The organism is Streptomyces sp. NBC_01276, assembly GCF_041435355.1.
Lineage (GTDB): Bacteria > Actinomycetota > Actinomycetes > Streptomycetales > Streptomycetaceae > Streptomyces.
Genome location: NZ_CP108442.1, coordinates 4828500 through 4846743 on the forward strand (window position 1 = coordinate 4828500; position 18244 = coordinate 4846743).

The window sequence follows — 18244 nt, forward strand, 5'->3', positions numbered from 1 at the left end:
AGTCATGGAAATGGCTCTCGACATCCCTTGCCGGCCGGGCTTTCCGGAGGAGGGTCTTTCAGTTTTCACCCGAACTCCAATCATTCGATATTCGCGGCGACTGTACTCGACCGGCTGCGGGAGAGGCACCCTGTGACCTGCAAGATTCGGCGCTTCTGGGGTTTAATGTGGCGTTTTGGTCCGGGAGATATGTTTTGTATTAATTGATGTTCCGCAACCTCGAATTCAAGCCATTATCGGCGTGTCGGACTCGCGAATTGGGGCTGTTAGTCTGCGCCGGTAATTTCCTGGAAATGTGGGGTGGGGTGTGAGACGATCTCGAATGAGAGGGCTTTCTGCGGCATTGGCCGCAGCGGTCCTCTCCGGCCTGCTGCCGAGTGCGGTGGCCGTAGCGGATAGCAAAGGTGGACCGTTACTTCCCGAGCTCAAGCAGCCGAAGGCCGTACCGGTGGCGCCGGTCCGGACCGGCGGAACGACGAAGCCCGATGCCGCGGTGGAGAGACCGTGGCGGGCTCCGAAGGTGGCCTGGCCCGCAGCGAGTTCGGCCGAGGTGGACCTGGCGTCGGGCACGGCCACCAAGGCCATTGCCTCCGGCGGGCAGGCCTTTACCGCCGGGTCCGGCTCCCTGCCGGACGGGAAGTTCCCGGTCGCGGTGCACGCCGCGCCGGGCGGGGGCGTCGCGACGCCGGCCAAGGTGAAGGTCGCCGTCAGCGCCCGGGACGGCGCCCGTAAGGCGGGTATCGACGGCCTGCTGCTGTCGGTAGGACGCTCGGACGGGGCCCAGCAGCCCGCGTCGGCCGGGGTCGAGGTGGACTACAACGGCTTCCGTGACGCGTACGGCGGCGACTACGCCTCCCGCCTGCACCTGGTGGAACTCCCGGCCTGCGCGCTGACCACGCCGGACCGTCCTGAGTGCCGTACTCAGAAGCCCCTGGCGACGCGGAACGACACCCGCTCGGGCAAGCTCACGGCCCAGGTCGCCGTGCCGGGTTCAGGGCCGCAGGCGGCCAAGCCCGCCGGGCTGTGGGCCGCGCCGGCGGCTGCCGCCGGATCCACGGGCATGGTCCTGGCGGCGACGGCCGGCGCTTCCGGTTCGAGCGGCGACTACAAGGCGACGCCGATGGGGCCCTCGGGCTCCTGGAACGCCGGTGGATCGACCGGGGCGTTCTCCTGGTCGTACAACGTCGCGACACCTGCCGTACCGGGCGGCCTTGTGCCGAAGATCTCCCTGGACTACAACTCCCAGTCGGTGGATGGCCGCACTGCCGCATCGAACACCCAGGCCTCCTGGATCGGCGACGGCTGGTCCTGGGATCCGGGCTTCATCGAACGCAAGTACAAACCATGTGTTGAGGACAAGACCGGCAGTACAAGCACCGCCAAGATCGGTGACCAGTGCTGGTTCAACGACAACGCCACGCTCTCGCTCAACGGCAAGTCCACGGAGCTCGTCTTCGAGCAGGGCAAGGGCTGGCACCCCGCGTCCGATTCCGGGGAGAAGGTCGAGAAGCTCACCGGTGCCGCCAACGGTGACAACGACGGTGAGCACTGGAAGATCACCACGACCGACGGCATGCAGTACTTCTTCGGTCTGAACCGTCTTCCGGGCTGGAAGGACGGGTCCACGCCCACGACGAACTCCGCTTGGACGGTTCCCGTCTACGGCAATCAGGCGGGCGAGCCCTGCTACAACGCCTCTTTCGCGAGCGCCTGGTGCCAGCAGGCCTGGCGGTGGCAGCTCGACTACGTGGTGGCCCCCGGTGGCAGCGCCATGGCCTACTACTGGAAGACGGAGAGCAACAACTACGGGCGGAACGTCTCCCAGACGACCGGCAAGGGCACCGTCACCCCCTACACGCGTAGCGGCTGGCTCGACCACATCGACTACGGCCTGCGCGCGGGGTCGGTCTACAGCGCCAAGGCCATGGGGCAGGTCACCTTCGACGTGTCGGAGCGATGCCTCACCAACTGCGGGACTTTCGACGAGGCCAATGCCAAGAACTGGCCCGATGCACCCTACGACCAGTTCTGCAAGGACGGCTCCGCGGAGTGCAAGAACCAGTTCTCGCCCACTTTCTGGTCGCGCATGCGCCTCACGGGCATCAACACCAAGGTTCTGACCGGCGGTACGTACAAGGACGTCGACTCCTGGGCCCTGGAACAGAGCTTCCCGCCCTCGGGTGACGGCATTTCCACCCCTCTGTGGCTGAAGTCCGTCACCCGCACGGCCAAGGCCGGCGACGCCCCCGACGTGACCCTTCCTCCCGTCAGCTTCGCGGGCGAGCAGAAGGCCAACCGTGTCGACAAGACGGGCGATGGGCTCGCCCCCTTCATCCGCCTGCGCCTGTACCAGGTGACCACGGAGTCCGGCGGCACGATCGGTGTCACCTACTCGCAGCCGGACTGCACCACCGCCACGCTGCCCGCGGCGGACGCCACGAACGCCACCCGTTGCTATCCGGTCAAATGGGCCTTCGAAGGCGAGACGGCGAAGCTGGACTGGTTCAACACCTACGTCGTGAGCCAGGTCGTGGAAGGCGACAACCTGGTCGACTCGCCCGACAAGGTGACCTCGTACAGCTACCTCGGCGGAGCCGCCTGGGACAAGAGCACGGACGAGTTCACCAAGTCTGAGGATCGCGTCCATTCCGTCGCCCGCGGATACGAGCGCGTGCAGGTCCGTGTCGGGGCCGTCGACGAGCCGAAGTCCCTGACCGAGATGCGCTACTTCCGCGGTCTCGACGGCAAGGAGGTCACGGACGGCACTGGAACGTCGGTCACCGACCGCCCCGAGTTCGCCGGCCGGCCCCGGGAGTCGGCCACCTACGACGGTGACGACACGGGCAAGCCCCTCACCGCGACCTCCAGTACCCCCTGGCGCTCGGACGTCGTGGCCCGGCGGGTCAGGCCCGGTCTGCCCGACCTCGTGTCGTACCGGACGGGAGTCGAGAAGGCCTCCACCCGTACCGCTGTGACCAGTGGGACCCGTACCACCGAAGTCACCCGGCACTATGACGACTACGGCATGGTCGACTGGGAGTCCCAGTCCGGCGACATCGCGAAGAGCGGCGACGAGACCTGCACGGCCAGTAGCTATGCCCGCAACACGGCGAGCTGGATCCTGGACAAGGTGAGCCGTGTCGAGACCGTGGCCGTGCCCTGCGGCACGGCGGTCAATCGGCCGACGGACGTCATCTCCGACAACCGGACCTACTTCGACAACGGGGCGTTCGGCACCCTGCCGGGCATCGGCCTGCTCACCAAGACCGAAACGATCAACGCGAGCGGCGACGGCTACGACACCGTTTCCTCGGTCCCCAGCACCTGCGGCGCCGCCAAGGACCAGCTGTGCTACGACGCCTACGGGCGCCAGCTGGCCATCGCCGACGCGTACGGCAGGCTCACCACCATCACCCTGACGCCCGCCACCGGAGAAGTCGCGACCACCATGGTCGTGACGAACCCGAAGGGCCACGCGGTGTCGTCGGAGCTGGACCCGCTGCGTGGGCAGTCCACGAAGGTGACCGATGCCAACGGCAAGGTGACCACGACTGCCTACGACGCCCTCGGGCGTACCTCGAAGGTCTGGTTGCCCAACTGGTCGGCGGCCGGAAACCCGGACAAACCGAGCCGCCAGTTCGAGTACGTGATCCGCAACGACGGCCCGAACGTCGTCGTCTCAAAGTCGCTGACTCACGATTACCAGTACTCGGTGGATTACTCCATCCAGGACGGGCTGCTGCGCCAGCGCCAGTCCCAGACCGCGTCGCCCGACCTTGCGGGTCGTCTGATCACCGAGACGTTCTACGACACGAAGGGCCGGCCCTGGCGGAACTCGGGCACCTACTACGCCAACGGCCTCCCCGAGGCGCAGCTCACGACCGGCCTGGAGAGTGCCTATCCCGCCTCTGTCGACACGGTCTACGACGGTGCCGACCGCCCCACTGCGGTGATCTCCAAGAAGTTCGGGGTGGAGACGAAGCGGACCACCACCAGCTACGGCGGTGACACCACCACGGTCGTCCCGCCGCAAGGCGGTACCTCCACGACCACGGTCGTGGATGCCCTGGGTCGGACGGTCGAACTCAAGCAGTACACCGACCCGGGACGCATGACGTCGCAGTCCACCCGGTACACGTACAGCAGGCTCGGACGTCTGGCCCAGGTCACCGACCCGAGCGGTGCCCAGTGGACGTACACCTACGACGTACGTGGCTCCCAGTCAGAGGTGAACGATCCGGACAAGGGCACCACGAAGACCGCCTATGACACGGCAGGCAAAGCCACGGACGTGACCGACGCCCGTGGAATCACCCTGCACACCGACTACGACGAGCTCGGACGCCCCACGGCGGTCAAGCAAGGCGGAACGGTCCTTACGTCGAACCTCTACGACACCGTCGCCAAGGGGCGCCTGAGCAAGTCGGTCCGCTTCATCGACGGTCGGGCCTACGAGTCGGAAGTCACGGTCTACGACAACCTCTACCAGCCACTGCAAGCACAGGTGAACATCCCGGCGGCACCTGACGTCGGGGCCCTGGCCGGCACGTACAAGTGGACGAACACCTACAACATTGCCGGGCAGCTCCTTACGACCAAGCAGCCGGCCATGGGAGATCTGCCCGCAGAGACGGTCGGCAGCACCTACAGACCGGTCTCCGGCCTCCTCAACAGCATGGGTGCGGGCAACAGCCGGCTCGTCTCGGCGATGACGTACGACCACTACGGCCGCAGCATCCGCCAGGAACTGGGAGCTACTGGCCAGAGGGTGTTCACCTCGACCGAATATGACGAACACACCGGCATGGTTTCGCGGTCCTACAACGATCGGGAGGTAGCACCGAACAGGCTCGATGACACGCGCTACACCGCTGACCCCGCGGGCAACCTGACGGCCATCGCCACCGCCTTCGGCCAGGACTCGGACCGCACCACGGACACCCAGTGCGTCGGTCTCGATGCCCTGCGCCGCATCGTCGAGGCATGGACCAATCAGGGTGAAACCTGTGCGGCAAAGCCTTCCGACGCGGTCGTCGGCGGACCGGACGCCTACTGGACGACCTACACCTACGATGCGGTGGGCAACCGGAAGACGGAGACCAAGCACAAGACGGATCCGGCGGCGGCCTCCGACACGGTCCGTACGTACGCGGCGCCGACGGCGGGCAAGCACGACCTCACCAAGGTCACGCAATCGGGCGCCGACGCACGGGACGAGGCCTTCACCTACGACGCATCCGGCAACACCAAGACCAGGAAGATCGGAACAGCCGAGACCCAGTACCTGGAGTGGGACGCCGAGGGGCACCTCAAGGCCCTCGACCAGGGCGCGTCCAGCAACTCGTTCGCCTATGACACTGCCGGCCAGCGTCTGCTCCGAAAGGATTCGACCGGCGTCACCCTCTACCTCCCGGGCGGCAACGAGCTCAAGCTCGACAAGTCCGGCAAGGTTACGGGGACCCGCTACTACGGCGGCGTCGCGATGCGCACGGGCGGCAAACTCACCTTCACCCTGGCCGACCACCACGGCACAGGCACCACCCAGATCAGCGCCGATGCGACGCAGACCGTCGAGCGTCGCAAGACGGGGATCTTCGGTGAGGAACGGGGCACCCGGTCCACAGCTTGGACCGGCGACAAGGGCTTCGTCGGTGGAACCAAGGACGCGGACAGCGGATTCACCCACCTCGGAGCCCGCGAATACGACCCTCTGACGGGTCGCTTCATCTCCGTGGATCCGCTGATGGACCTCTCCAGCTCGCAGCAGCTCCACGGTTACGTGTACTCCAGTAACAACCCCGTTTCTCTCAGCGATCCCACCGGCGAGATCGAGAGGGACTGCCTGAACGGGAACTGCGGAGGCCACTACAACCCGCGTGACGACAATCTGTCCGTCAACGACCCGGCTCGCCCCAACGGGATGACGGGCGGTTACGACAGTACCCCCGCCGTCTACAGGCCGACTGTCAACGACCAGGTATGGCTCAACAAGAGCGACAAGCCGCTCCGGCTTCCCAAGAACGCCTCGCCGAAATTCCTCAAGGAATACCGGAAGCAGCTCACCATTGAGCTCCGCTTTGTCGTGAACAATGAGCGGGGGACGATCTGGACGGCGCAGACGACGGCGCTGCTGAACGCCTGCGAAGCCACCGACTGCGCTGATCTCGGATACTACGCCGAGCTCAATATCGCTGCGAAGCTCGTGAACGGCGAGGTCCAGCCCTATGAGATACCCGGAGGATCCGGCGGCGGCATAAGGCTTCAGGACGGTACCCGGACGAAGCCTGCCAAGGGTGGCGGATGCAATTGCTTCCTCGCGGGCACTCAAGTGGTCATGGGTGATGGTAAATCCAAGGCCATCGAGACGATCGAGGTCGGCGACTACGTCATCGCTACCGACCCGAGGTCGGGGGAGACCGGCAAGCGTCGCGTGACCCAGCTGATCGTCACGGAAGACGACAAGCACTTCAACAAGCTTGCCATTGCGACAGAGAAGGGGGTCGAAGAGCTCACCGCCACACACGAACATCCCTTCTGGTCGCCGTCCCAGAACGCTTGGGTTACCGCTGGCGATCTGACGGCAGGGATGTCGGTGATGGTCGAGGGCGGCGGCACGGCAATCGTCGTCAAGAACGACCCGTATGCCCAGCATGCGAAGACGTTCAACCTGACAATCGAAGACGTCCACACGTACTATGTGCTGGCGGGCGAGACGCCAGTGCTCGTTCACAACAGCAGCTGCCCTATATACACGGTGGGTGGGCCGAGGGTTCGTCCAGGGAAAGATATCGATGTGGATGCGGATGGCTTCGTCAATGGGCCTACTGCTGAGCAACTGAAATCTCAGGATGTGCAGGGGCTCTCGACGTTTGATTCGGTGGAGAACGCCAGCCGTATCGGGCTGAAGGGGCAGGTTCGTACCCCCGCGGGTCCAATTCCTGACGGGTTGGGAGTTATTGCTGATGGCAGAGGGGTTGGAGGTCCGCGGGCGCTTGGTCACCACACCGTCTACCCGACGCGTCGCATGTTGTTCGATGAGTATGTAGGGCTAATCCAAGGGATGAACTGGCAAAACATAGGAAAGAAGCTGTGAGTCCAGAAGGAGATGCACTGAGGATAGGAGAATGGCGTGCCTTGGTGGCGGCCGAGCAGGAGGTCGCTCGATGCCGCGCCGAGGTGAACCAGTTGCCCTCCCGCGTGGACTTGCTGGCTAAAGCGCTTTCAAGCAGTTCGGCGTGGGATCGGTCTGCCGCTCTGGATTTCCTCCGCCTATTTCCCGATGGCGTTCCGGAGCTGCTCGATCTGCTGGTTGACCTCTCCTTGTCGGCTGGGTGGGTGCTGCCTGCCTGTGAGGTGATCCGGGCAGCTCGGAGAGAAATTGATTCAACGCAATTCGCCCGGGTAGCACTGGAGTGCCTATCCAGCGGTGAAGTCGAAGACTATATCGGGCTGGCGTACGTGCTGGCTGAGGTTGAAGCGTGGGAGGCTCTAGGCGCCGTGATTGGCAAAGCCGCCGAGAGTAGCGACCCTGAAATCCGGGAAGTGTCCCGCAATTTCACTGAAAGTCACGGCGGCATGTTGCCTTGATCGGGAATGGCCTTCGTTGGTGAAAATGGGCCGTGCCTTGTGTTTTCCGAATTTCCGCCCCGCTGAAATTCGAGTCTCTGGCGACGGTGTAGGTCTGCAAACCCGAAGTCCCGTCAGGTGTGTCCTGGCGGGGCTTTGGTATGGGGTGACGGCAGTGCTGAGCTTGATTGGGTGATGTCGGGGCTGTTCGCCCGGCAGTGTCTGGGCCTTTCCGGTAGCTCCGGGCTGTGAGGTACGCGCAGGGCGGAGGCCGACGCCGAGAGGGCTGCGCGGGAGCGGATCCGACTGCAGGCTGTGGTCCGCTTCGAGGGCGGGGAGAAGAGCAGCGAATCGCGATCGCGCTGCGGGTGAGCGAGCGGTCGGTGGAACGCTGGCGCCGCCCCCCAATGGCGGGAGCGCGGCCAGGCCGGGTCCACTCGAAGGGATCATCGGGCCGGCCAAGGCTGAGCGAGCGGCAAGTAGGCCGACTTGAGGGGGAGTTGGAACGCCGCCCGCTGGCCCGCGGCTGGGTGGATCAGCGGTAAACGCTGGCCTGCGTGAAGACGCTGATCGGCCGCCTGTTCCACGTCACCTATGCGCGGGATCTCTTCCTCACGCAAGGCATGCTCCTGGGCAGACTTGAGTACCGAGTGGATGGAGGTGAGCGTCAGTGGGGAGGGCACCTTGTGGCAGCACCGGCCAGCGGCACAGCAGCGGGGCTCATCATGCCGGTCATAGATACCGCGCGAGCAGCACTGGCAGGTCGTGCGGAGCTAGTTGAGCCGGGTGCGGACGTCCTTGGCGGTGAGCTTGCTGAGTTTCTTCTTGCCGAGGCCGGGGATGAGGTACCGGCTGACTGCTGGGACGAAGGGCTGGAAGTGGGGTTGCTCGGTTCCGTGGGAGACGCCCGCCTCCCCGAGCCTGGGCCTACATCGGGTAAGGCGTAGGAGAGCGTCACCTGGGCCTCAAGCGCCCCGCAGCGGGGCGGCGAGGTTCCGGCCTGTTGAGGGTGGGGGCCGGGGTGCGGTCGAGGCCGCGCCAGGCGGGGAAGAGGAGGGGGGTCAGGGTGGTCAGGAAGTAGACGGCGCCGAAGGCCAGGAGGGCGTGCGCGATGCCGGAGCCGTCCACCAGGAGGCCCGCCGCGAGGCCGCCGAGGGGCATCACCAGCTCGCAGCCCGCCATGGTCACGCCGGAGACGCGGCTGCGCAGTTCCTCGGGGACGAGCTCGTACATCACCGTGCCGAGGATGGGGTTGAGCATGCCCGCCCCGAGGCCGGAGAGGGCCATGACGACCGCCAGCGGTGGCGCGGTGTCGGTGAGGGCGGCCGTCACGTAGCGGGGTGCGCCGCAGAGGAGGAAGGCCACCGCGAACACCGCCCGGCGGGGGAAGCGCTCGCCCCACGCCCCGTAGAGCAGGGCGCCCAGCAGGGCGGAGCCGCCGAACAGGGAGATCATCAGGCCGACCGCGCCGGCGCTGCCGAGGTCCTCGCGGCCGTGCACGGGCAGCAGGACCGAACTCCAGCCCTGGTCCAGCCCGTTGGTCATCATCACCATCAGGGTGACGCCCATCAGGAGCCGGGAGCGGGTCAGGAAGCGCCAGCCCTCGGCCATCTCGGCCCGGTAGGCGCCGAACGTCACCTTCTCCGGGGTGGGTTGCGGGTCGGCGGCGGCGACCCCGCGCACGAACGCCGTCATCAGCAGTGCCGAGACGGCGAAGGAGGCCGCGTCCAGGAGCAGGACGGTCTCGGCGCCGACGAACGTGATCAGCAGGCCGGCCGTGGCGGCCCCGAGCATGCGGGCTCCGCGCGAGACGGCGTCGTAGAGGCTGGACGCCCGGCCGATGGTGGTGCCGGCGTGCTCGGCGAGGGCGGGGAGCAGGACGTTGCGGGCGGTCAGGCCCGGGGTGTGCACGAGGCCGCTGACGGCCATCAGCGCGCACAGCATCCAGAACTCCAGCAGGCCCGCGTAGTGGAGCAACGGGATCGCGCCGACCGCGAGCGCGCAGATGAGGTCGGAGGCCGCGGAGACGCGGCGGCGGCCGATCCGGTCGATCAGCGGGCCGCCGACGAGCGCGGCGACGATCACGGGCAGGGTGGCGCAGAAGGCGACGACCCCGGCCCGGCCGGCGCTCCCCGTGGTCTGGAGCACGAACCACGGGACGCCGATCAGGGTGAGTGAACTGCCGGCTATGGAGATGGTGTTGGCGGCCAGGAGTGCGGTGAGGGGGCGCCTGCTCATGCCGCGTGCTGCCGGACGCGGGCGTGGACGTGGGCCGGTTCCATCAGGCGCAGTCCGGCACTGATCAGGGCCTCGCCGAGCCGGTTGCGCAGGGCCGGGACGGCGTGGGTGGCGCGGGCGGAGTGGGCGGGGGCGGCGCTCTCGTGCGCGAGGTGCCAGGCGGCGGCCTCGGCGGCGAGTTCGGCGGTGCGGGCGGCGTGGATCTCGGCGTGTATCTCGGCGTACGGGAAGGCGTGCATGGCAGGACTCCTTCGGTGGTGGTGTCGCTCGGGAGGGAGTGGGGCGGGCCCGGGGCCTACGCGCCCTCGCGGCGCGGGAAGGCGTGCGTGTGGACGCGCACGCTCTCGGTGCCCTCCGACTCCGGCAGGTCGCGGTAGTCGTTGACCAGGTCGTGCATCTTCTGGATCAGTTCGATTGCCTGCTCGGCCGTCAGCCGCAGGGTGAAGTCGCTGATGTCCGAGCCGCGCCGCCATTCCTGCGGCCAGCCCTCGGCGGTGCCGAGCCAGGCGTTCATCTCCTGGGCGTGGATGTTCGCGATCTCGTGGAGGAAGAGCTCCGCCGCGCCGCGGGTGGCCGGGTCCTCGTCCTGGAGCAGGGATTCGTCGAACGCCGTGCCGTCGTGGGCGGCCTTCCACCAGCGCTCGCGGCCCTTGCCGTGCTCGGGGGCATCCTCGACGAACCCGTGCGCGGCGAGCTGGCGCAGGTGGTAGCTCGTGGCCCCGCTGGACTCCCCGAGCTGCTCCGCCAGCTGCGACGCGGTGGCGGGGCCGTTGCGGCGCAGGGAGGAGAGGAGCCGGATGCGCAGGGGGTGGGCGAGGCCGCGCAGGGAGCGGGCGTCGAGCTTCCGGACGTTGGGCTCTTCGCCGCCGGGCTGCGGGGCGCCGGATGCGGCGTTCTTCTCGGGCATGGCTCAACAGTAGAGTTGCAAAGAGTCCTATGCAAGGGTTTCTTTGCAACGTCTTCTTTGGAACTCCCCGGACGGCTCAGCCCTCGTGCGCCGCCTGCTCCACCAGCGGGATGATCCGCAGCGGCACCGGGTTCTCCATCACGATCGCCGTCGACGCCCGCACGATCCCCTCGAAGCCGACGACCCGGTCGATCACCCGCTGGAGGTCGGCGTTCGAGCGCGCCACGAGCCGGCACAGCATGTCCACGGTCCCGGTGGTCGTGTGCAGTTCCAGTACCTCCGGCACGCCGGCCAGGTGGGTCCGTACGTCCGCCCCCTGCCCCTGCTTGATCTCCAGCGTGGCGAACGCCGTGACCGGATACCCCAGGGCCGCCGGGTCGACCTGCGGGCCGAAGCCGCGGATGACCCCGTTGGACTGGAGCCGGTCCAGCCGTGCCTGCACCGTGCCGCGCGCCACCCCCAGGCGCCGGGAGGCCTCCAGGACCCCGATCCGCGGTTCGCGCGCGAGCAGGACGATGAGCCGGCCGTCGAGTTCGTCGATGCCCATGGGAACCTTCCCTCATTCGGCTGGTCATACTGCACAGATCTCTCAGTCATCATGCGCTGGTGCTGGGCATTCTGTACAGGAGAAAGGGAAACTATTGCGCAGCTTGTGGAAGGGCGGGACTCTGCGCTCATGACTGAGTCTCTGGTGAACCTCGAAACCACCCCGCACACCGCGCGTGAGGCAGACCCCTTCCCGGTGAAGGGCATGGACGCGGTCGTCTTCGCCGTGGGCAACGCCAAGCAGGCCGCGCACTACTACTCCACCGCCTTCGGCATGAAGCTCGTCGCCTACTCCGGACCGGAGAACGGCAGCCGCGAGACCGCCAGCTACGTCCTCACCAACGGCTCCGCGCGCTTCGTCCTCACCTCGGTCATCAAGCCGACGACCGACCACGGCCGCTTCATCGCCGAGCACGTCGCCGAGCACGGTGACGGCGTCATCGACCTCGCCATCGAGGTCCCCGACGCCCGCGCCGCGTACGCGTACGCCGTCGAGCAGGGCGCGCGCGGGCTGGACGAGCCGTACGAGGTCAAGGACGAGAACGGCACCGTGGTGCTGGCCGCCATCGCCACCTACGGCCAGACCCGCCACACGCTGGTCGAGCGCACCGACTACGACGGCCCGTACCTGCCCGGCTACGTCGCCGTCGAGCCGATCGTCGCCCCGCCGGCGAAGCGGACCTTCCAGGCCATCGACCACTGCGTCGGCAACGTCGAGCTCGGCCGGATGAACGAGTGGGTGGCGTTCTACAACAAGGTCATGGGCTTCACGAACATGAAGGAGTTCGTGGGCGACGACATCGCGACCGAGTACTCGGCGCTGATGTCGAAGGTGGTCGCGGACGGCACCAAGAAGGTCAAGTTCCCGATCAACGAGCCGGCGATCGCGAAGAAGAAGTCGCAGATCGACGAGTACCTGGAGTTCTACGGCGGCCCCGGCGTCCAGCACATCGCCCTCGCGTCGAACGACATCGTGGCGACCGTGCGGACGATGCGGGCGGCGGGCGTCCAGTTCCTGTCCGTGCCGGACTCGTACTACGACACGCTGGGCGAGTGGGTCGGCGACACGCGCGTGCCGATCGACGAGCTGCGCGAGCTGAAGATCCTGGCGGACCGTGACGAGGACGGCTACCTGCTGCAGATCTTCACGAAGCCGGTGCAGGACCGTCCGACGGTCTTCTTCGAGATCATCGAGCGGCACGGGTCGATGGGCTTCGGCAAGGGCAACTTCAAGGCCCTGTTCGAGGCGATCGAGCGGGAGCAGGAGAAGCGGGGCAACCTGTAGGTCGCCTGGGCCCGGGTCCCCGGGCGGGGCGCGGGCCGGCCGCCGGCGGGGGTGGGGCGGGCCGGGGGATGCCGCTGCGCGGAGCGGCATCCCCCGGCCCACCCCACCCTTCTGCCGTCCCCGGCTGCCCCGGCCCCCGGGGAGGGCTCCGGTCAGGTGGAGGACGGGCTCGGCTTCGGTGAGGCCGGCTTCGGTTTGGGCTTCGGGGGGTTGGGTTTCGGGAGCTCCGGGGCCACCCACGGTGTGCGGGGCTGCATGTTCTCCGGGCCGCCCGAGGGGGGCTGGCCGATCGTGGCGAGGGCTTCCTTCGCGAGGGGGCCGCGCACGGGGGAGAAACCCGGGTTCGTCCGCAGGGCCTCCTCCAGGTGGCGGCGGGCCGCCGCCTCGTCGCCCAGGCCCCGCTCGATCATCGCCCGGTGGTAGGAGAACTCCGCACTGCGCACCCCCAGCTCGGTGGCCTTCTTCGCGTGCTCCAGGGCCGCCGTGTCCTCCCCGCCGCGGTGCAGCGCCCAGCCCAGGGCATCGGCCACCTGCACGCTCTTGTGCCGCTTCCACTCCGCCGACAGGCGGCGTACGGCGGCGCCCGCGTCCCCGTGGTCGGCCTCGAACAGGCCCAGGACCACCGCCTCGTTGACGCCGTTCGCCTCGCGGCGCGCCGCCAGCACCGACACGGCCTCGTACTGGACCCGGGCCTCCTCCGGCCGTCCCAGCGAGTCCAGCAGCTCGCCCAGCGCCAGCGCCAGGCGCGGCTCCGGCGTACGGCCCAGCGCCAGCCGGTAGTCCCGGACCGCCTCCCCGCCCCGGCCCAGCGCGGCCAGTGCCCGTGCCCGGCCGCCCAGGGCCTCCGCCCGTGCCGGGTCCGTGCGCAGCGCGGCCTCCTGCTGGCGCAGCGCCTCCGCCGCGTCACCCCGCTCGAAGGCCAGCTCCCCGAGCCGGTACAGCACGTACGCCTTCTCCGCCGGCGCCTTCGCCGCGCCCGCCGCGTGCTCCAGGGACACCACCGCGTCCTCGCGCCAGCCGCGGTCCCGGTAGACCTGGGCGGCCCTCAGGTGCGCGGCCAGCCCCTCCCGGAGCTCCGACAGCTGCTCCAGCGCCTTCTGGGCGGCCTTGTAGTCGCCGAGGCCCGTGTACGCGTCCACGAGGACCGGGTACGCCGTCCAGCGCCGCGGCGCCTGGGCCCGTACGAGCTCGCCCCACTTCTTCGCCGTCCCGAAGTCCGCGCGGGCGTTGGCGAGGGCGCCCATGCCCGTCATCGCGTCGAAGTTGCCCTTCTCCGCGGGCCGGGTCTCCAGCGACCGCTTGAGCGCCTTCTCCGCCTTCGGGTACCAGTCCGATTCGGCCGTCCGCCGCGCCTGTTCGAGGTACGCGGACCCGAGCACCGCCCACGAAGCGTCGTCGTCGGCGTGCGCGGCGACCCACTTCTCCCGGTCCGCCACCAGCGCCGTCAGGTCCACCGCGGCCGCCGGGGCGCCCACGCCCACCGCCGACGCGGCCCGTTCGCTCGGCCCCGGCGGGCGGGCGTCGTCGCCCGTGCGGGCCGGGCGGATCAGCAGGGCCCCGGCGATCAGGACCACCGCCACCGCGGCCGCCACCACCGTCTTGCGGCCGGTGAAGGTCACGGGCGGCGCGGGCTGCTGCGAATGCTCGTCGAAACCGTCCATGCGCTCACTGTGCGTCAATATGAAGAGCTCGCCGAGGTGTCCGAAGCCGGTCGCGGCCGTGTTCACACCGATGGCCCCGGCTGTCACGCTGGCCCCATGGATGACGATCTGCCGGCACGGCTTTCCGCACGGTCCCCCGAGCAGTCCCCCGAGGAGTTCTCCGAGGAGCCCGCCGCGTACTCCTCCGGGCGGCCCTCCGCGCAGCGGCTCGTCGCGCGCCTGCGCGAGGGGCTCCCGCCCGAGGCCGTCCTCACGGATCCGCAGGTCACCGCCGCCTACGCCACGGACATGGCGAGCTTCTGCGCCGCCGGCACGCCCGCCGCCGTGGTCCTGCCCCGCACCGTCGAGCAGGTGCGGCACGTGATGCGCACCGCGACCGCCCTACGGGTCCCGGTCGTCCCCCAGGGCGCCCGTACCGGCCTGTCGGGCGCCGCCAACGCCTCGGACGGCTGCATCGTGCTGTCCCTCGTGAAGATGGACCGGATCCTGGAGATCTCCGCCGTCGACCGGATCGCCGTCGTCGAACCGGGCGTGGTCAACGCGGTCCTCTCGCGGGCCGTCGCCGAACAGGGCCTGTACTACCCGCCCGACCCGTCCAGCTGGGAGCAGTGCACCATCGGCGGCAACATCGGCACCGCCTCGGGCGGCCTGTGCTGCGTCAAGTACGGGGTCACCGCCGAGTACGTGCTCGGCCTCGACGTGGTCCTCGCCGACGGCCGGCTGCTGCACACGGGCCGGCGTACCGCCAAGGGGGTCGCCGGATATGACCTGACCCGGCTCTTCGTGGGCTCCGAGGGCAGCCTCGGCGTGGTCGTCCGGGCGGTGCTGGCGCTGCGGCCGGCGCCGCCCCGGCAGCTGGTGCTGGCCGCCGAGTTCCCCTCCGCCGCGGCGGCCTGCGAAGCGGTCTGCGCCGTCATGGAGGCGGGGCTGGCGCCCTCGCTGCTGGAGCTGATGGACCGGACGACCGTCCGCGCCGTCAACGCCCTCGGCCGCATGGGCCTGCCCGAGAGCACGGAGGCGCTGCTGCTGGCCGCCTTCGACACCCCGGACGCGCCCGACGGTCTCGCGGCCGTCGGCCGGCTGTGCACCGCCGCCGGCGCCACCGCCGTCGTCCCCGCCGAGGACGAGGCGGAGTCGGAACTCCTGCTCCAGGCCCGCCGGATGTCCCTGACCGCCCTGGAGGCGCTGAGGCCCGCGACGATGATCGACGACGTCTGCGTACCCCGGTCGCGGCTCGCCGAGATGCTCGCCGGCACGGAGGCCGTGGCCCGGGAGTACGGGCTGCTCATCGGCGTCTGCGCGCACGCCGGCGACGGCAACACCCACCCGGTGGTCTGCTTCGACCCCGCGGACGAGGACGAGGCGCGGCGGGCCCGGGAGTCCTTCGACGCCATCATGGCGCTGGGTCTGGAACTCGGCGGGACGATCACCGGCGAGCACGGGGTCGGGGTGCTGAAGAAGGAGTGGCTCGCCCGCGAACTCGGGCCGGTGGGCCTGGAGATGCAGCGCAACGTCAAGCGGGCCTTCGACCCGCTCGGGCTGCTCAATCCCGGCAAGCTCTTCTGAAGGCGAGGGGGAGGAAAAGGGGGCCGGGGACGGGGCCTGCGGGGCGCGGTCGTCGGACGTGAGGTCGTCAGGCGTGTGGTCGTCGGGCGTACGCATCACAGGTCACCGTCCGCCGACTCGTCCGAGGGCCACGGGTCGCGCAGCCACAGCTCGTCCGCCGGGGTCGGGGTCAGCAGCTCCGCCAGCGCCGCGTCCAGTCCGAGCCGGTCCGCCTCGGTCCCCGGCGGCACCACGCGCAGGGTCCGCTCCAGCCATGCCGACACCGATCCGGCCGGGGCCTCCAGCAGGGCGTCGCCGTCGGGGGAGCTGAGCGCCATGCACAGGACCGCCCTGCTGTCGATCTTCGTGGGCCAGATCCGGACGTCTCCGTGCCCGCACGGACGGAACACCCCCTCGACGAGCAGCTCGCGCGCGAAGGTCCAGTTGACCGGGGCGCTGGAGCCGGTGTGGAAGGTGACGTGCACGGCGAACGGATCGTCCGTGAGGTACAGCAGCCTGGCGGGGACGGGGACGCTCCGCTCGGGGGACAGGACCAGCTTCAGTTCCAGTTCGCGTTCGATGACGGGGTGGTGCATGGCGGCCTCACTTCGGTGCTTCGCTTGCGGGCGCGGGGCCGGGACTGCCCCACACCCGCAGAGAGCGTCCGTGTGCCCGGGTATGACGCGACTTTCGGCACCGAAGGAGAGGTTGGCCGAAATCTATCGGCTGACCGAAAACAATCGGGTGGAGTGACGTTCGCTCGAAGGCTTGGAATCTCCCGTTACCGGACCTGTCGGGAGGGGGTTCTTGGCTATGGTCCTCCCCTTGGGTCCTCCCCTGCACAATCCTCAAGCCACGATCGGAGTTGGGGACATTGACGGCCTCCCCTGGTGACGGCGAGCGCGCGGCCCGCGAGGGCTACTACCCCGATCCGTCCATCCCCGGGTACGTCCGGTACTGGAACGGCGCTGCCTGGGTCCCCGGTACGAGCCGCCCCGCCGCCTCCGTCGCCCCGGCGCCCACCCCCGCCGCGGCGCCCGCCCCTGCCGCGGCGTTCGCCTCGGCCTCGGCCTCGGCCTCGGCGCCGGCTCCCGCGTCCGCTTCCGCGTCGGTGTCCGGACCCGCTCCCGTGGACGAGACGGGGCCGGTGTTCCTCGACGAAACCTCCGCGACCGAGGCGCTGACCGGGCCGCGGACCGGCGTCGGCCCCGGCCTCGGCGCGGGTCCCGGAGCCGTCCCCGGACCGGGACCGGATTGCGATCCGGCGGGCTGGCAGGCCGACCCCCTCCACCAGGCCGGCTTCGGCGGCCCCCGCGACGTGCGCGTCTCCTGGGGCGGCCCGGCGGAACCGGAGCACCGGCCCGGGGGGATCTCCCTGGCCCGGCCCGCGCCCGCCGCGGCTCCCGCGGCTCCCTCCGCCCCCGCCCGGCAGCTTCCGGCGCAGGCCGCGGCGGAGAGCGGGGGCGTCCTCTCGGCCCGCCCGCCGGCCTGGCCCGACGCCCCGGGGGCCGGCGCCTCGGGTCTCACCTCCAGCTGGCCGGAGGCCGCCCCGTCCGCTCCTCGGGCGCGGAGCGCGCCGCGGCCCGTGGCGTCACCCGAGGTACGCGGCCCGGCCCATCCGGCCCACCCCCACCCGGCCCCGTCCGAGGCCGAGCCGTACGGCGGGTGGCCCCCCTCGGCCCCCTCGGCCCCGTCCCCCACGGCAGCCCCTTCGGCCCCGCCGGCCCCCTCGGCGTTCGAGCCGCGGGATGCCGGCCGGAGCCCCGTGAGCGCTCCGGCGCCCGCCCGCCCGGCCCCCGTCCGGCCCCGCCCGGAGGCGCGCGAGGCGGCGGCCGAGTCCCCGTCGCGGTCCGCGCCGCCGCCCGCGCCGCGTGCCACGGAACCCGCGGCTCCCTCGGGGTTCCAGCCCCGTGGCGCGGAGAGCGCCGCCCCCGCCGCCGCCCCCGTCCCTCCCGCGGAGGCGACCCGGGCCGTCTTCGAGGAGATGGCCGAGCGCGCCGTACGTCCCGCCGGGCTGGTCCGCCGGACCCTGGCCCGCGCCGTGGACTCCCTCGTCCTCGCCGGGGTCGCGACGGCCGTCGCGCTGCCCCTCGTACCGGAGGTGACGGCCCACGTACAGGTCAAGGTCGAGGAGGCGCGGGCGAGCGGGCGCACCACCACGGTGTGGCTGCTCGACGGCACCATCACCGGCTACCTGGGTCTGGTCCTGGCGGCCGTCCTCGTCTTCGGGGTGTTCTACGAGGCCCTGCCCACCGCACGCTGGGGTCGCACCCCGGGCAAGAAGCTGTTCGGGGTCCGCGTGCTGGCCACCGCCACCCTGCGCCCGCCGGCCTTCGGGGCGGCCCTGCGGCGCTGGCTGGTGTACGCCCTGCTCGGCCTGCCGGGGAGCCTGTGGTGCCTGGTGGACCGCCCCCGCCGCCGGGCCTGGCACGACCGGGCCGCCGGGACGTACGTGGCCCGGTGAGCGCCGCGGCGGGGCCGTGCCGGGCCCGGCGC

Annotated in this window: 11 protein-coding genes and 1 pseudogene; 5 read left to right on the forward strand and 7 right to left on the reverse strand. The window is 69.9% G+C overall.

Annotation, left to right across the window (positions count from 1 at the left end):
- Window positions 1–343: 343 nt before the first annotated feature.
- Window positions 344–7093, forward strand: a complete 6750-nt coding sequence (locus tag OG295_RS21610; RefSeq protein WP_371678361.1) for a polymorphic toxin-type HINT domain-containing protein — start codon at window positions 344–346, stop codon at window positions 7091–7093.
- A 44-nt stretch (window positions 7094–7137) separates the two neighbouring features.
- Entirely contained in the window at window positions 7138–7587 is a 450-nt protein-coding gene (locus tag OG295_RS21615; protein WP_371678362.1) for a hypothetical protein, read from the forward strand.
- Between the two features lie 575 nt (window positions 7588–8162).
- Here OG295_RS21615 and OG295_RS21620 read toward each other — a convergent pair.
- From OG295_RS21620 to OG295_RS21640, 5 genes and pseudogenes are all read right to left on the reverse strand, one after another.
- Window positions 8163–8423 (reverse strand): annotated as a pseudogene (locus OG295_RS21620) (site-specific integrase); the annotation flags it as partial.
- Window positions 8424–8520: 97 nt separating this feature from the next.
- Window positions 8521–9804 (reverse strand): MFS transporter, encoded by a 1284-nt coding sequence (locus OG295_RS21625; protein WP_371678363.1) that lies wholly within the window; start codon window positions 9802–9804, stop codon window positions 8521–8523.
- On the reverse strand, window positions 9801–10043 hold the full coding sequence (locus OG295_RS21630) for a hypothetical protein (protein ID WP_371678364.1): 243 nt from the start codon (window positions 10041–10043) through the stop codon (window positions 9801–9803). The genes OG295_RS21625 and OG295_RS21630 overlap by 4 nt, the downstream gene beginning before the upstream one ends.
- Before the next feature lie 56 nt (window positions 10044–10099).
- Window positions 10100–10711, reverse strand: a complete 612-nt coding sequence (locus OG295_RS21635; protein ID WP_371678365.1) for an ArsR/SmtB family transcription factor — start codon at window positions 10709–10711, stop codon at window positions 10100–10102.
- Between the two features lie 76 nt (window positions 10712–10787).
- Window positions 10788–11258, reverse strand: a complete 471-nt coding sequence (locus OG295_RS21640; protein ID WP_371678366.1) for an Lrp/AsnC family transcriptional regulator — start codon at window positions 11256–11258, stop codon at window positions 10788–10790.
- Window positions 11259–11387: 129 nt separating this feature from the next.
- On the opposite strand from OG295_RS21640, the gene hppD reads away from it, so the two are divergent.
- On the forward strand, window positions 11388–12542 hold the full coding sequence (gene hppD / locus OG295_RS21645; protein WP_371678367.1) for a 4-hydroxyphenylpyruvate dioxygenase: 1155 nt from the start codon (window positions 11388–11390) through the stop codon (window positions 12540–12542).
- Window positions 12543–12694: 152 nt separating this feature from the next.
- Here hppD and OG295_RS21650 read toward each other — a convergent pair whose 3' ends face one another.
- Window positions 12695–14290 (reverse strand): hypothetical protein, encoded by a 1596-nt coding sequence (locus tag OG295_RS21650; RefSeq protein WP_371678368.1) that lies wholly within the window; start codon window positions 14288–14290, stop codon window positions 12695–12697.
- Between the two features lie 9 nt (window positions 14291–14299).
- Here OG295_RS21650 and OG295_RS21655 point away from each other — a divergent pair, with 9 nt between their 5' ends.
- Window positions 14300–15769 (forward strand): FAD-binding oxidoreductase, encoded by a 1470-nt coding sequence (locus OG295_RS21655; protein WP_371678369.1) that lies wholly within the window; start codon window positions 14300–14302, stop codon window positions 15767–15769.
- Between the two features lie 95 nt (window positions 15770–15864).
- Here the strand turns inward: OG295_RS21655 and OG295_RS21660 are convergent, their stop codons facing one another.
- Window positions 15865–16344, reverse strand: a complete 480-nt coding sequence (locus OG295_RS21660; protein ID WP_371678370.1) for an SsgA family sporulation/cell division regulator — start codon at window positions 16342–16344, stop codon at window positions 15865–15867.
- A 278-nt stretch (window positions 16345–16622) separates the two neighbouring features.
- Here OG295_RS21660 and OG295_RS21665 point away from each other — a divergent pair, with 278 nt between their 5' ends.
- Complete coding sequence (locus OG295_RS21665; protein WP_371678371.1) at window positions 16623–18212, forward strand: RDD family protein; 1590 nt, start codon at window positions 16623–16625, stop codon at window positions 18210–18212.
- Window positions 18213–18244 lie beyond the last annotated feature (32 nt).

Excerpts from the sequence above, each read along its gene's own strand:
- OG295_RS21625 (WP_371678363.1), bottom strand. The coding sequence starts at position 9,804 with ATGAGCAGGCGCCCCCTCACCGCACTCCTGGCCGCCAACACCATCTCC.
- OG295_RS21630 (WP_371678364.1), bottom strand. The coding sequence starts at position 10,043 with ATGCACGCCTTCCCGTACGCCGAGATACACGCCGAGATCCACGCCGCC.
- OG295_RS21635 (WP_371678365.1), bottom strand. The coding sequence starts at position 10,711 with ATGCCCGAGAAGAACGCCGCATCCGGCGCCCCGCAGCCCGGCGGCGAA.
- OG295_RS21640 (WP_371678366.1), bottom strand. The coding sequence starts at position 11,258 with ATGGGCATCGACGAACTCGACGGCCGGCTCATCGTCCTGCTCGCGCGC.
- hppD (WP_371678367.1), top strand. The coding sequence starts at position 11,388 with ATGACTGAGTCTCTGGTGAACCTCGAAACCACCCCGCACACCGCGCGT.
- OG295_RS21655 (WP_371678369.1), top strand. The coding sequence starts at position 14,300 with ATGGATGACGATCTGCCGGCACGGCTTTCCGCACGGTCCCCCGAGCAG.
- OG295_RS21660 (WP_371678370.1), bottom strand. The coding sequence starts at position 16,344 with ATGCACCACCCCGTCATCGAACGCGAACTGGAACTGAAGCTGGTCCTG.